Genomic DNA, 13967 nt, shown 5'->3' with positions numbered 1-13967 from the left:
ACCTTAGGTTCCCGACCCTGAAAAGACCGTTAAGTGGTATGGCTAAATTTTGTCTATTGGCCGCAATTTGCCAGCAGCGAATGATAGGCTTCGCGAAGCCCGTTCAAAGCCACCACGCCTTTGATTTCGCTGTCGCTCTCCTTGACCAATACGGAAAGTGAGGGCGCCGTCTGCCACTTGCCGGCGGCAAAGGCGGAGACCTCGTCAGGCAGCAGCACGGCGGCCCCCGCAGCGGCCATGCTGGCCTCGAACGTCAAGGTGCCTCCCGCCGCGGAGGAAAGCGTGACCTTGGGGTGGCTTCTGGGCGGGAAGGGCCGGATCAAGGCCACCAACACGTCGATCTTGCCCTGGGGCGCGCAGCGGACGATCAGGCCGGCGAAGTCCGCGTCGGATTGGGCTGTATCGGCGGTCTTCATGACGGAGGCGAAAGTCTCGCCCTCCTTGGTCCCTTGGGTGCGGGTGAATTTCCAAACGGAAGCGGACGACGCCACCTGAATGGACGAGGCTTCCAACGGGCCAGAACCGATTGCTGATCCTGCGCCGGTGAGCAGCCATCCTGCCATTGCGAGGGAAGGTAGCGGTAAAAGCAACGCCGGGAGCTCCGCATTGAGACACCCGGAGCAATAGCAGAGACGGGTGGGGTTGAGAAAGCCTCGCCCATGGGTTGAGCGTATGCCTGCCGATCGGGCACACGAATTACAACAAACAGTCACAAAGGGTTAGTTCGGTTCCGTGGTAGTGGCGTTGGCGCAACACTGGCCGACTCATTGCATCGTTTACCCTAGGTTTGGGCCCGGAACCCTTGTCGCGCCGCCCGCCAGACCGTACCACTTTGAGGTAATTCGGGACGATCGGGGCGCGTTGATGCATTCCTTTGCTAAGACCTATGTATTGAAGCCGGCTTTTTTAGCCGTGGCTCTGGCGCTTGGCGCCTGCTCGACCAATCCCGGCTCGGGACCGTTAACCGACGACGTCAACAACCACATTCAGACGGAAAGCGCGCCGGCCTACGAGCTCGTGCCGCTCAACCCGGCCACGGTCAACATTCTGCACACCCATGAACCGAAGGGTCTCGCGGGGGCGTTCACGGACAAGCGGCCGCCGGCCAGCATCGTGTTCGGGATTGGCGACGTCGTCGCCGTCACCATCTTCGAAGCCGCCGCGGGTGGTCTGTTCATCCCGGCGGAAGCCGGCGTCCGTCCAGGCAACTTCGTGACCATCCCGGACCAGTCGGTCGACAATGACGGTTTCATCACGGTGCCGTATGCCGGTCAGGTCAAGGCGGCAGGCCTTACGTCGGTCCAAATCCAGCGCGCCATTGTCGAGAAAATTTCCAATCGTGCTATCGAACCGCAGGTCGTCGTTGCGATGGCCTCGCAGCGCACCCAGCTCATCAGCGTGCTCGGCGAGGTCAATTTGCCGGCGCGTTATCCGGCGAGCGCCGCGGGTGCGAAGGACAAGGTGCTTGACGCGATCACCCGCGCAGGCGGCATCAAGGGCCAGGGCTTTGAGACCTGGGTCATGCTGGAGCGTGGCGGCAGGCGCGCCACCGTGCCGTTCGAGAATCTCGTGATGGCGCCCGAGAACAACATCTATGTTCGTCCGGACGACAGCATCTATGTCTATCGCGAGCAGCAGAAGTTTCTGGCGTTCGGCGCAAGCGGTCAGAGCGGCGAGTTCAACTTCGATGCTTGGCGCATCAATCTTGGCGAAGCGGTGGGCAAGGCCGGTGGCCTCTTGGACGGCCAGGCCGATCCGGCTTCGGTCTATCTCTATCGCCGCGAACCGCGTGAGGTTGCTGCCCAGCTCGGCATCGATGTCAGCAAGTACACCTCAGAGACTGTCCCCGTCATCTTCAACGTGAACTTCCGCGATCCGGGCGGCTTCTTCCTCGCGACCAAGGTCATGATGAAGACCGGCGACGTGATCTATGTCTCGAACTCGCGCAACGTCGAAGTTGCCAAGTTCCTGAACTACCTCCGTGTGATCATGGCGACCGGCAACGATGCCGTGAACCTCGGAAACAACGCCCTGATCTTCCGCAACAACATCAAGTTGGCGCCGTAACAAGCGAGCTTGATCCACCAAAAGCGATGGCACCGGGGCTTTGTCCCGGTGCCATTTTCGTTTAGCGATCGCGGCGGTACTGCTCGGGATATGGATCAAGGCACCACTGAGCAAGGGGCGCCGGTCATCGGTCACCCCCGCAGTGTGGCGAGGGCTCATGCGGTTTGGACGGCAAGCAGTCTGGTACTCTCTAGGACTTGTTCTCGCGGCAGCAGCGCCGCTTGGCGAGGCTGCCGGCCAAACTCAGCAGCTCGGCGTGCGCCATCGCATCGACGTGCTGGTCTCCGCCGAGCCCGATGCGCCGATCTTGCACCGCCTCAAGGGGGCCAACGGGGAGCTCTCGTTCACCGTCCGGCTGTCGGCGAATTCCAGGGAAAGCAAGTTCTTCGGGATGCTGCACCCGTCTTTCTCGGACATCGTTGTTCCCGATAGATCAGACAAACCGCTGGTCCAGCAGACCAAGCTATGGGAGGAAGAGGTCTGTCATCAGCGCCGCGGCATGCCCAAGGTCACCGTGACCCAGCTTGGCGGCCATTTCGGCGAGGGAGAGCGGCGGATCGAGATCTCCGGCATAAACCGGCACATCGGGCTTCTGGTCCCGCCGGATGAATTAACCCCCGGAATAAAACTCGAGCCTGGGAGTGACGATCTTGGGCTATTCTACGGTTTCCGGGCGCAGACCCGGGTCAGCCGCCTCAACGTGGACCTGAAGATCTATCCGATCGATTGCTTCTTTTAAGATTGGGCTGCCATTGACGACGATGCGCCTTCGGCTTCCCAACATCCGCTGGTCCTGGAGCCTTCCGGCCACTTTCATCCTGTACCTCGTCGCGGCTGGCGCGCCGTTCCCGTTCGGCTCGACCAACGACCTGTCGATTGCGTTCTGGTGCCTGTGCCTCGGGGTCGCCGTGATCTTCGCGCCGACGCGCGATCTGCGCCGACAGCAGGTCTGGCTGCTCGCAGGCATCGGACTCATCATCGCTGCTTACGCCTTCGTGCTGCACGAGCAGCTCTCCGACCGTCCCTGGGTTGCACCGTTTCAGCCGATCTGGAAACAGGCTTCAGACCTTCTGGGCGTGCCGATCGCCCCTTCGGCTTCGATCGTGAAGAACGAAGCGTTCTTCGCGCTCGGCGCACCGCTCGCCAACATCCTCGCCATCGTCCTCGGTATCACCGTCGGCGCCGATCGCGAGCGGGCGCGACGGCTGCTTTGGGTGATCGCCATCTCGGGCGCGGCTTACGCGTTCTACGGCGTCGCCTCGTTCCTGATCGAGCCCACCATGATCCTGTGGCGGGACAAGATGGCCTATCTCGGCAGCGTCACCGGCACCTTCATCAACCGCAACACCGCTGCGGCTTACTTCGGCTCCTGTGCTGTGATCTGGATTCTTTTGATCCTCGAGAGCGTCCGCCGCCGCTTGCCGGAGCGGCGTGTCGAATGGAAGCGCCTCTGGGGACAGATATCCGATCTTGCTCCACGGAAAATTGTACCTCAGTTGCTGTCTCTGCTCATTTGCCTGATGGCGATGTTCATGACGACCTCGCGTGCCGGCGTCGGTCTTTCGCTCGTCGCGATGATCGTCTCAACCACCATCTTCCTCAGGAAGGACCTGCCGCCGCGCACCGGCATCTGGATTGCGCTCGGCTCCGGCATTGCCATCGCTCTGGGGCTGTTGCAGCTGCTCGGCGGCCAGGTCTCCAGCCGCTTTGACAGCCAGGGCCTGGTCGACGAGGGCCGCATCGAGGCCTGGAAATCCACGCTGCGGATCATCGCCGACAATCCCTGGTTCGGCACGGGCATGGGCACGTTTCAATGGGCGTTTCCGCCCTACCGCAGCCCCTACATCTCGATTCGCGGCGTCTGGGATGCGGCGCATTCGACGCCGCTGGAGCTTGCGTCCGAGGTGGGCATTCCCGTGGCGCTTTTGGTTGCGCTCGGCTGGGCGATCATGCTGCTCGTCCTCGCCAAGGGCGTGTTCACGCGGCGGCGGGACGTCATCGTCCCGCTTGCGGCAGCGGCGACCGCCACTCTCTCGCTGCTGCATTCGTGCCTGGACTTCACGCTCCAGGTGCCTGGCTACAGCATTCCATTCTTTGCGCTTTTCGGCGCCGGCCTGGCGCAGTCGTTCCGCTCCGGCGAGGCGGCGCCACATGGCGGCGACGAGATCGCCGAACGGCGGGAGGAGGGGCGCCAGACGCAGCCTGCGCGGAGCTTGCGCCGCGCCCGCGAGCTTCACAAAACTGTCTAGATTTGAAGCAGTTGCGCCGTTTACGAAGTCTTTAGAATAATTGGACAGCTCCTTCTACTTACGGTACGTTTCGCGCTGCACGGCCATTTGCCCGGGGCAGGGCAGCTGATTTTTTGGAGATTGATTATGAGCGTTATCAAGGTTGCGCTTCGCCTGGCTGCGGCCGCGGCGCTTGCCGCGACCCTTGCCACGGCCGCGAGCGCTGCCGTTTATCCGCCGCAGCGCCAGCTGCCGACGCAGGTCATTTCCGACTTCAAGGGCGCGCCCACCAGCCTGTTGCAGCAATATCCGACCGGCGGTCCGCAGCTGATCTCGCGGGTGCGCGATCTCGGCGCCTCCGATCCCACCACGCTGCCGGGCCTGATCGCGCTTCTGAAGGATCCGGCGACGACCAAGGACCAGATGCGTGCGATCGTGGCCGGCCTTGCCCAGGTCGCCCGCATGGCGGCGCAGACCGACCAGGCTTTCGCCAATGAGATCCAGACCGCGATCGCCGGCAGCGGCAACCCTGAGGTGATCGCAGCCTACCAGGCTGCAACCGGCGACGTCGCGATCGCGGCGGCTGGCGGCGGTGGCGGCGGCTCCGGCTCGGGTGGTCCGACCGGTACCGGCGGATTTCCGACCCGCGGATCGGGTGGCGGCGCCAGCACATTCGGCGGGCTGCACTCGTCCAACTCTGCCAGCACAATTGGCAGCGGCTCGGTGGGCGGTACGACCGTCAACCAGGTTAGCCCGCGCTGAGCCGTGCGTTAGAGACCCTTGTCAAGTTCAGTAAAGCGGCGCCACCGAGCGCCGCTTTCGCGTTCGCGCCGTTAAGCTTCATGCAAGATCCTGGGGCAGCGGCACGGTGCGCTGCACCAACAACGTTCAATTGCAGACTACATTGTGTTAGGCTTGCGCCCGGCGTCGGCTTTACGGATCAGGTTCGCTCCGAAACGCCGCGGGCTCTCGGCAGACTTCCAATCCATAAACACATCGATCCATTTCAGGAATTGCTAGATGTTGCAGGTGAACAAGCGGACCTCGGAGATCAACCGTGATTTCGCCGAGGCTGACGGTTCTCCGTCGCAGACGCTGACCTCCTATCTCGACATCATCAGGCGCCAGTTCCCGACCATGATCGCGATCGTGTCTGCCTGCGTGATCCTGGCGCTGCTTTATCTCTTCACTGCCGCGCCACAGTTCACCTCGTCCGCCTCGATGGTGATCGACACCCGCAAGGTGCAGCTATTCCAGCAGCAATCGGTGCTCGGCGACATCGCGATCGACTCGGCGACGGTGGAGACGCAGGTCGAGATCCTGAAATCCGAGAACATCAGCCTCGCGGTGATCCGCGACCTGCACCTCACCGACGATCCCGAATTCACTGGCAGCGGCGGCGGCCTGCTCGGCGCGATCACGGGCTCGGTCACCGGCCTGTTCTCATCAAGTCGTCCGTCGTCCGAGTTCGAGCTGACGCGCAAGGCGCTTGGCGTATTCGCGAGCAACCGCACCATCAAGCGCCTCGGCCTAACCTACGTGATGGAGATCGGCTTCACCTCGCGCGATCCGGCCAAAGCCGCGCGCATCGCCAATGCCATTGCGGATGCCTACATCGTCGACCAGCTCGAGGCGAAATACCAGGCCACCCGCCGCGCCAGCGTCTGGCTGCAGGACCGCATCAAGGAGCTGCGCACTCAGGCCTCTGCGGCGCAGAAAGCGGTGGTGGATTTCAAGGGCGCCAACAACATCATCGACACCGGCGGCAAGGGGCTGATGAACCAGCAGCAGCTGTCCGAGGTGAACAGTCAGCTGATTCTGGCGCATGCGTCCACCGCGGAAGCCAAGGCGCGGCTCGACCGGCTGACCGACATTCTCAAGCAGGACGTGCCCGACGCCAACGTCGCCGACGCGCTGAAAAACGAAACCATCGTCAAGCTGCGCGCGCAATACGTCGACCTCGCTTCCAAGGAATCGATCTGGTCGGTCAAATACGGCCGCGACCATCTCGCCGCCGTCAACCTGCGCACCCAGATGGCGGAGATCAAGAAGAACATCCAGGACGAGCTGAAGCGCATCCAGGAATCCTACAAGAGCGACTACGACATCGCGCTGACGCGCGAGGACTCCATCAAGACCAGCTTGAACAACATCGTTTCGGAATCCCAGCTCACCAACCAGGCGCAGGTCCAGCTTCGCGAGCTCGAGAGCAGCGCGCAGAGCTACCAGGCGATGTACGATAATTTCTTGCAGCGCTACATGGAGAGCGTGCAGCAGCAGTCCTTCCCGATCACCGAGGCACGCGTGATCAGCGCGGGGACCACCCCGCTGGTAAAGAGCGCGCCGAAGTCGCTGGTCATCCTCGCGGCTGCCCTGCTTGGCGGCCTGATGCTGAGCTTCGGCGCGGCGATGGCGCGCGAGCTCTCCGACAGGGTGTTCCGCACCACTGGCCAGGTCGAGGAGCAGCTCGGCACCAATTGCGTGGCTATCCTGCCGGCACTTGGCCCGCAGGCGTCCGCGACGGCGCTTCCCGGCAAGCTCGGTCGCAAGAAAAGAAATCCCGAGCCGGATCTGCTGCGTTACGTCGTCGACAACCCCTTGTCCCGCTTCTCAGAGGCGGTGCGGTCGCTGAAGGTGGCGGTCGACCTCAATTCCATCGTGCGCGAGAACCGCGTGCTGGCGGTAACCTCGACCCTCCCCAACGAGGGCAAGAGCACGCTCTCGACCAATCTTGCGCAGCTCATCGCCCACGGCGGCGCGCGGGTGATTCTGATCGATGCCGATCTGCGCAACCCCTCGCTCTCGCGCGCCCTGCTGCCGGAGGCGCAAGCCGGGCTCGTCGACATCGTCGCACACAAGGCGCAGCTCGAGGATGTCATCAGCATCGACCCGCAGACCAGGCTCGCGATTCTGCCCGCCGGCACCACCTCGAAGCTGCTGCACACCAACGAGATCCTCGCCTCCAAGTCGATGCGCGACCTCGTGGCGCTGCTGCGCTCGAAATATGATTACGTGGTGCTCGACATGCCGCCGATGGCGCCGGTTGTGGACGTGCGCGTCACCTCGCCCTTCGTCGATTCCTTCGTGTTCGTGGTGGAGTGGGGCAAGACCAAGATCGACGTCGTCCGCCATAATCTACGCGGCGCGCCGGAGATTCAGGACAAGCTGTTGGGCGTCGTGCTGAACAAGGCCGACACCAAGCTGATGTCGCGCTACGAGTCCTACCACGGCCGCTATTATTACCAGAAATACTATGCCCGATATGGGTATGTGGAGTAGCGATCATCGCCAAGGGCAGCAACCGGCCCTCATCCTGAGGAGCCTGCGAAGCAGGCGTCTCGAAGGATGCGCACGATCTGTGCTGCTGCTGCTCGGTCTTGCCAGTGTCATCTGGTCCGCCGTCACGCTGCCGGCCTTCCGGTCGGCGGCTCCGGCCAAAGACGTGACGGCGCGCATTTTGGCCGACGATCGCTTCAAATCAGCGACGCTGAGCGAAGTGTTGGCATCGATACTGGCCAGCCCCAAACCGATTGTCGAGCGCAGCGATTTGCCGCGCGCGGAAGCGCTGGTACGGCTGCGGATCGCTGAAGAGGCGATAGGGCGAAAGGACCCAGATCAAGCAGATCGCGATGTGACCGCGGCGGATGAGAGGCTGAGATTAGTCTTGGCGTTCAATCCGACCGACTCCTTTTCGTGGCTCATGCTGTATTCCGGAGAGGTTTTGCGCAATGGCTTCGAGGACAGCACGGTTGCTTTTCTCGAGCAATCTTATGCGAGCGGGCCTCTGGAAGGATGGATTGCGCTTCGGCGCAATCGGCTCGCGCTCGCAGCATTTGGAAGCCTGAGCGAGTCGATGCAGGCAAGGGTGGTAGCGGAATTTGCAAGCTTGGTGAATAGCGATTTCGTGCAAGATGCCGCGCTCATTTTGATGGGTATCGGCTGGTTGCAGAAGGAGCGGCTTCTTGCGAGCCTATCGAACGTTGACGCAGTTCCGCGCGAAGCGTTTGCGAAGGGGGTAAGGAGGGAAGGATTGATTGTCAGTGTGCCCGGGGTTTCGCTTGATGAAAGGCATGGCGCCCGTGATTAGGCTTTTAACCGCACTATTCACTGCTGTTAGTTTGCTCTTCCTTTTGCCATCGCACGCGCAAACGGCTTCACAAAATGGATCGAGGCTGACTCTTCAGGGCGAGCCCGAACAGTCAAATTCGCCCCAGTCTCCGCGACAGCCTAAATCGGCCGTGCTTGGAGGCTGCTGCGCGCTCGCACTCTGTTAATCCCGAACTCATCGATCACGTTGTAAGCATCAAGAACTAATTGTGGAAGGCCGCTCATGTCAAAGTCTGTTACTTCAATTCGGATAAATGCAACGAGCTGCGCATACCTAGCTTCGACCGATTAGGCACCCTCCTGGGTACGATGAGCGGTATGAAGACGTTTAGATATACGATCAAGGCAAGATAGCCGCGAAGAGGCCGCTGGTGACCAGTTTTCGACTTGTGACCTATAGAGTTGCAGCGGTTACGATCGCTCTGGCTGCTCTGATTGAGCGCGTCCATGGGGAGCCTCCCGAAGCGGCTCTTCAAGCCGGGTATAAGACGCGAACGTTCATAACTCGGCAGTTCGGATCTCATAATGTTGACTTAGCCGGGGCGGATGCACCCGGCTTTCAGTGGTATCGAATGAATTTTTTCAAACCGCGTAATGAAGTGGCGACAAAGATTGAGGACGGCAAGCTCGTGACGGGGGGCGCGGAATACGACGGCAACATAACCACCGTCGCTCGAACCTTGGCCCCCCCTCATTTTACTGGAATAGCTTTCGGTGGCGGGGGCTACTTCGAAGCGGAGATTGCGTTCGACTCGCAGAAGGTTGATCTCAAGGAAGGTGTCTGGCCAGCATGGTGGTCACTGACTCTAGAGTCAGTGCTGAACTGGCCGGAATCGCGTTGGAAGGGTCAGCAATCGGGTTATTTGAATACTGCCGAAGTGGATTTTTTTGAATATGACCTCCAGGGAAGCTGGCGTCGTACCAAGAACGAGTACGGCGCGGGAATTCACCACTGGTACGGCACTTATGGCTCGTGCGGAGCCAACCGGTTTTGCGATTTTGGAAGTCCGTATGCAAAAGGGATTCAGACTGCGCCGTCTAACTCTGACTGGCGGGAATTTCACAAATTTGGTGCTTTGTGGGTACCCGCGACAGACGAACATCGAGGGAGCATGACGTTTTTCCTAGACGGCAAAACCAGCAATGATTCGATCACTTGGACGAAGTTCGATGATCAGCCGCCGCCGCCAAAAGCCGAAACTTCATGGGCCTTTGGGATTCTCGATCGCATGCACCTGATATTGGTTCTTGGCTCGGGAAAGAAATCTCCAATCACCGTCCGATCGGTGGAAGTCTGGCAACGCGACGATAGTCAAAATCTCAAGAACTAAGCCGAACGGAAAATTGGTGTAATGTTCAGTTAGGCAGTCAACTTAACAGGGTTAGATATTTATGTTGCGTCTTCCTGCCCGCTATATGGCGATGGCTTGCCTGCTTGTATCGGTCTGGAGCGCAATTCGTATTGCGAGTTTGACAGTATTTGATGCCCTCGCGCCCCTTTGCATTCTCTTATTGCTGCTTGCGCCGACAGCAAATTCTGCCGCCCGGGACAAGGACCTGCGCCTTATCGTGGTAAGCCAAGTCCTGTTCGCGATTGCTGCCCTTGTGTCAACAATTCCAAGTGCCGCGATAGGAGAACACCTGAGTAAATGCATCGTTGTCTCTGTCGCTATGATCGCCATGTTTTTGATGGCGACCTTGATCGATCGCAAGAAGATTTTGACGATCAATGAAGCTATTGCGTGCATAGCTTTGTCGGCAGCAATATCGTCGGCGTTCGTTATCCTTCAGGGACAATTCCGCTTGTTCACCAGCATCTCACCCGTCTTTAGCGAGGGAGTTCAGGATTGGCTCCGGTCAACGGGGCTCGCGGAACATCCTATCGAGGCGGGCGCAATAGCCGGCATCGGGATGGTGCTTGCGTTACATCTTCTCCTGAACCGAGCGCCCCCAAACAGGAAGGTCTTGACGACGTTTATTTTAGTCCTTTTCATGGTGGTCGATGGTTACTCCATGGTCTACTCTGCTTCGCTCACCGCGGTCGGCTCGGTTGTTGCGGCTTTGGCGGCACAGCTCTTGTTGGCGCGAAGGTACGTTTTTCTGTTGGTTGCGGGGAGCGCCATACCGGCTGCACTGATCCCGTATCTTCTGGTTTCATCCAATCTGCTTGGAGACCGCATACTGCAACTGTTGTTGATGGGAGACCAATACACGACGGTTCGATACCGCCAAGATCAGTTATCCGAAACGCTTGCGCAGATTGATTTCGGCTCATTCATGCTCGGGCACGGCTATTCCTTTGAGGACTTGCCGCAGGGAATAGAAATTCACAATGCGCTGCTTGCGAGTCTCTTTCACTTTGGGGTTCTTGGACTGATAAGCCAGCTTCTTATCTGTCTTTTCTTGCTAAGAAAGCTGGCCTCTCCCTATTCACCAGCACTGCGGGGGGCTCTGCTCGGTCTGCTGATCGTATTTTTCGCTGAATACCTTACGGGTCCGGTATTCGCTCGAAGGTCCAACTGGATTTCAGCAGTGATTCTAGCTTCGTTTATGCCGGCGGTTGTACTCGCGAAGAATGCTGCGCGAAGCAGGTATGGCAACAAATCTAAAGATAGCGGCGTGAGCGTGCTGCGCCAGCCGAGCCAAGGTGGTGTGAGGGCATGAGGGTTCTCACAGTTGTAACGGACTTCGGCATCGGTGGTACTCAGCGCGTTGCCCAGAACCTCACACTCGGCGTCAAACAAGCGGGCGTGAGTGTAGCTGTGCTCGCATATAACGCGAGCGGGCCCCGCGAACGCTTCTTCCGCGATTCCGGCGTGCCTGTGTTTGCGCCCGACGAAAATGATCAGTCTTATCCTTTTATCGATGAGGCAATTCGTTGGCGCCCTGACATTGTTCACTTCCATAGGTCGGGCTACCCAAACAAGCGTGAAACCGCCCTGATTCAGGCATTTAAGGGACAGGGCGCGCGCATCGTCGAAACTAACGTTTTTGCCCGATATGATGGTACAGAGGCTCGCCATCTTATAGACGTTCACTGTTTGCTATCGCGTTGGTGTTGGTTTAAGTGGTCGATGTGGCGCGCGTCTCGGGACAGTTCGACCGCGACGATACTGCCGAACGCTGTAGATGCGACCAACTTTAAAGCTATCGAGGCAGAGGAGCGACATGCAGTTCGGGTCTCGCTCGGCGTGCCTCCCGGCCGATTTCTTTTTGGCCGAATTGGCCAGCCGATGCCTACTAAGTGGTCGCCAAAAATCTTATCAGTGTTCCTCCGAGCATTAGCGAGCGGCAATGACATTGGTTTGGTACTCGTCGGCGCACCCCCCGAGTATGCGGAAGAAGTCGCTAGACTCGGGCAATCGGTTCGCGACCGGATAGTGATGTTAGCTCCCATCGACGATGATGTGCGACTACGATCACTTTATTGCGCAATGGATGCGTTTCTCCACATAGCAGAGATTGGCGAAAGCTTTGGAATGGTGCTTTGCGAGGCATTACTTTGCGGCACGCCGGTTATCACTCTTAGTACGCCGCTTCGGGATAACAGCCAACTCGAAGTTGTCGGGCACGAGCAGGGAGGCTTAGTTGCTCGAGATATCGAGGGCGTGTTGGAGGCGATGGAGCGCATTCAGAGAGATGAAGCGCTCCGCGAGCGCGTACGAGAGAAGGGGTCGTCTTGGATAGAAGGTCGGTTTGGTGTCAATGTAGTGAGCTCGAAAGCTGTTCAAATTTACAACTCAGTGCTGGCAAGCACTAATAGAGCTGATCTTCAGCGCCGGCTTGACGCATTGGGAGATATACCGCCCGACTTTTCCTGGCTGGCCGAGATTCAAGGAAAGGGTCTCGGATCAATGCCGACACTGAGCCAGAAGGCGCTATTCCGAATTCTCCACGTGCCGCAAGTCTACGCTACCTATCAAATTGTCAAACGTGGGTTTGCAAAGGCAAGTCGTTGATCCGGCAATAGGCTCGGGAACGTTTAATTCAGGACCACCACACGCCGTGTTTCGGATGATAGGAAAAAGCGCATTGGCGATCGTCTGTGTTCAGGCGATTAATTTCCTTGTGCCACTGTTGGCATTGCCGCACATCGCTCGATCACTTGGAGTGCAGCAATTTGGAATTTATATGACTCTGCTGAGTTACAGCAACTACGTGCTTTTGGTCTCCGACTTTTCGTTCAATGTGAATGGCCCCCTACTCGTGGCCAGAGCGAAGTCGGAAGGAGGATTACGGCAGCTTGCGATCGATACGACCGCGCTCAAATCCGCTTTGTTGATTCCCACTCTGATGGCCTTCGCGATCGCTTCGTATGTTGTCACGGATCACAATTGGCTTTACGTCATCGCAGCCGCCATGTTGCCCGTCACGACCAGTCTTACGCCGCGTTGGATAATCTATAGCATTGGCCAAATATATGCCTTCGCTGGCATAAGCGCGCTCAGCAAAGGAATTTGGATCGGATTGATTTATTTGCTAGTGAGAAATTCAGGTGACGTTGGATTGATCCTGACATTAACAGCGGTGACTCAATTATTGGCGCTTATAGCGTGTTCCGTTTTGGTCTGGCAGCAAGGAGGAGCAGGATCATGGCCGTCCGCCTTCCGGGTCCTTAGAATTTTCAGAAGCGATTCTAAGCAATTCGCCGCGCTGATTGCGACGGCCTCTCTTCGTGACCTAGGGATAGTCATGTTATCCGTGACTAGCGGTGCGGTGCATGTGTCGATCTATGCGCTTGCCGATCGGGTTCGCTTTGCGATCATGGGAGTGGTTGCCCCGGTTAGCCAAGCGCTGTTCTTGGTTACGGCTAGACACAGCCTGAACGGCGGGATTCAGCAGCGCGTGCGTGGGGTAGTTAATTTAGCCGTCATAATCGCTGCCGCAATCTGTGGGCTCGCCACTTTCGCGTTTGCCGCAGAAATAGTGGAAATACTCGGTGGCTCGGCATTTTCCGATTCCGCACGCGTTCTGCGGATCGTTGCCTTCACCCCAGCGTTCTCGGCGGTCAGTTCGGTGTTCGGTGTAAACACTTTACTCGCCGAAGGCTTGAGCAAGGAGTACGCATCTGTTCAGTTTATTTGTGCGATGGTGGCTGGGCCATTGTTACTTGCCTTGACCTTTCTGTTTGGCGGAACCGGCACCGCGACGGGCATTCTTCTCGCCGAGATCCTTTGGGCGGCTTTACTCGGGTATGCCTGTCACCGGCACAAGGTGATAGCAAAGGCATTCTCCGTATTGGGGGCGGAGAGTTCGCCCAGTTTGGTCAGTTGAGTTGTGCTTGTTAGTGCCCTCGAAACTTGGCTCCGTGCGAATAGACAGTCGTCCGTGAAGAGCGGCTAAGCGATTGAGCTAGGATCGCATTTGTCTTTGTGGACTGTTTTTGGAATGCAGGATTTTGATGCTTGGAGCATCGGAACCTTGCAATTTCATTTTCAGGATTCCGTCGAATCGCCAGTCATGATTCGGTGGTCGCATCGGAGGTGGCGATGCGACCGAAGAAGCACAAGACGACGGGATCGAACGATCTGTTCCGGGCGCGGCTGGACCAGATCATCAATCTGA

Annotated in this window: 11 protein-coding genes; 10 read left to right on the top strand and 1 reads right to left on the bottom strand. The window is 58.7% G+C overall.

Translation table 11 applies throughout. The annotated features are described in order from the left end of the window. Positions 1-53: 53 nt before the first annotated feature. Positions 54-416, bottom strand: a complete 363-nt coding sequence (locus IVB13_RS15965; protein ID WP_247489575.1) for a hypothetical protein — start codon at positions 414-416, stop codon at positions 54-56. Between the two features lie 448 nt (positions 417-864). On the opposite strand from IVB13_RS15965, the gene IVB13_RS15960 reads away from it, so the two are divergent. From IVB13_RS15960 to IVB13_RS15915, 10 genes are all read left to right on the top strand, one after another. Next, the gene (locus IVB13_RS15960) at positions 865-2067 is read left to right on the top strand and encodes a polysaccharide biosynthesis/export family protein (RefSeq protein ID WP_247489573.1); all 1203 of its coding nucleotides are present in this window, start codon (positions 865-867) and stop codon (positions 2065-2067) included. A gap of 256 nt (positions 2068-2323) precedes the next feature. Further along, positions 2324-2806, top strand: a complete 483-nt coding sequence (locus tag IVB13_RS15955) for a hypothetical protein (RefSeq protein WP_247489571.1) — start codon at positions 2324-2326, stop codon at positions 2804-2806. Positions 2807-2828: 22 nt separating this feature from the next. After that, positions 2829-4316, top strand: coding sequence for an O-antigen ligase family protein (locus IVB13_RS15950; protein ID WP_247489699.1), 1488 nt, complete (start codon positions 2829-2831; stop codon positions 4314-4316). Positions 4317-4442: 126 nt separating this feature from the next. Further along, positions 4443-5057 (top strand): hypothetical protein, encoded by a 615-nt coding sequence (locus IVB13_RS15945; protein ID WP_247489570.1) that lies wholly within the window; start codon positions 4443-4445, stop codon positions 5055-5057. Between the two features lie 258 nt (positions 5058-5315). After that, positions 5316-7574 (top strand): polysaccharide biosynthesis tyrosine autokinase, encoded by a 2259-nt coding sequence (locus tag IVB13_RS15940; protein ID WP_247489568.1) that lies wholly within the window; start codon positions 5316-5318, stop codon positions 7572-7574. Between the two features lie 79 nt (positions 7575-7653). Continuing rightward, complete coding sequence (locus IVB13_RS15935) at positions 7654-8382, top strand: hypothetical protein (protein ID WP_247489566.1); 729 nt, start codon at positions 7654-7656, stop codon at positions 8380-8382. 592 nt (positions 8383-8974) lie between these two features. Then, positions 8975-9733 (top strand): hypothetical protein, encoded by a 759-nt coding sequence (locus IVB13_RS15930; protein ID WP_247489564.1) that lies wholly within the window; start codon positions 8975-8977, stop codon positions 9731-9733. Positions 9734-9794: 61 nt separating this feature from the next. Beyond that, entirely contained in the window at positions 9795-11066 is a 1272-nt protein-coding gene (locus IVB13_RS15925) for a hypothetical protein (protein ID WP_247489562.1), read from the top strand. Then, a complete protein-coding gene (locus IVB13_RS15920) occupies positions 11063-12361 on the top strand; it encodes a glycosyltransferase family 4 protein (RefSeq protein WP_247489560.1) in 1299 nt (432 codons plus the stop codon). Before IVB13_RS15925 ends, IVB13_RS15920 begins: the two co-directional genes overlap by 4 nt. 73 nt (positions 12362-12434) lie before the next feature. Beyond that, positions 12435-13676 (top strand): oligosaccharide flippase family protein, encoded by a 1242-nt coding sequence (locus tag IVB13_RS15915; protein ID WP_247489558.1) that lies wholly within the window; start codon positions 12435-12437, stop codon positions 13674-13676. Positions 13677-13967 lie beyond the last annotated feature (291 nt).

It is taken from the genome of Bradyrhizobium sp. 17 (assembly GCF_023073515.1).
In the GTDB taxonomy this organism is placed as follows: domain Bacteria; phylum Pseudomonadota; class Alphaproteobacteria; order Rhizobiales; family Xanthobacteraceae; genus Bradyrhizobium; species Bradyrhizobium canariense_D.
The sequence above is the reverse complement of the archived record's forward strand: the minus strand, read 5'-3'. Positions and strand labels throughout refer to the sequence as shown.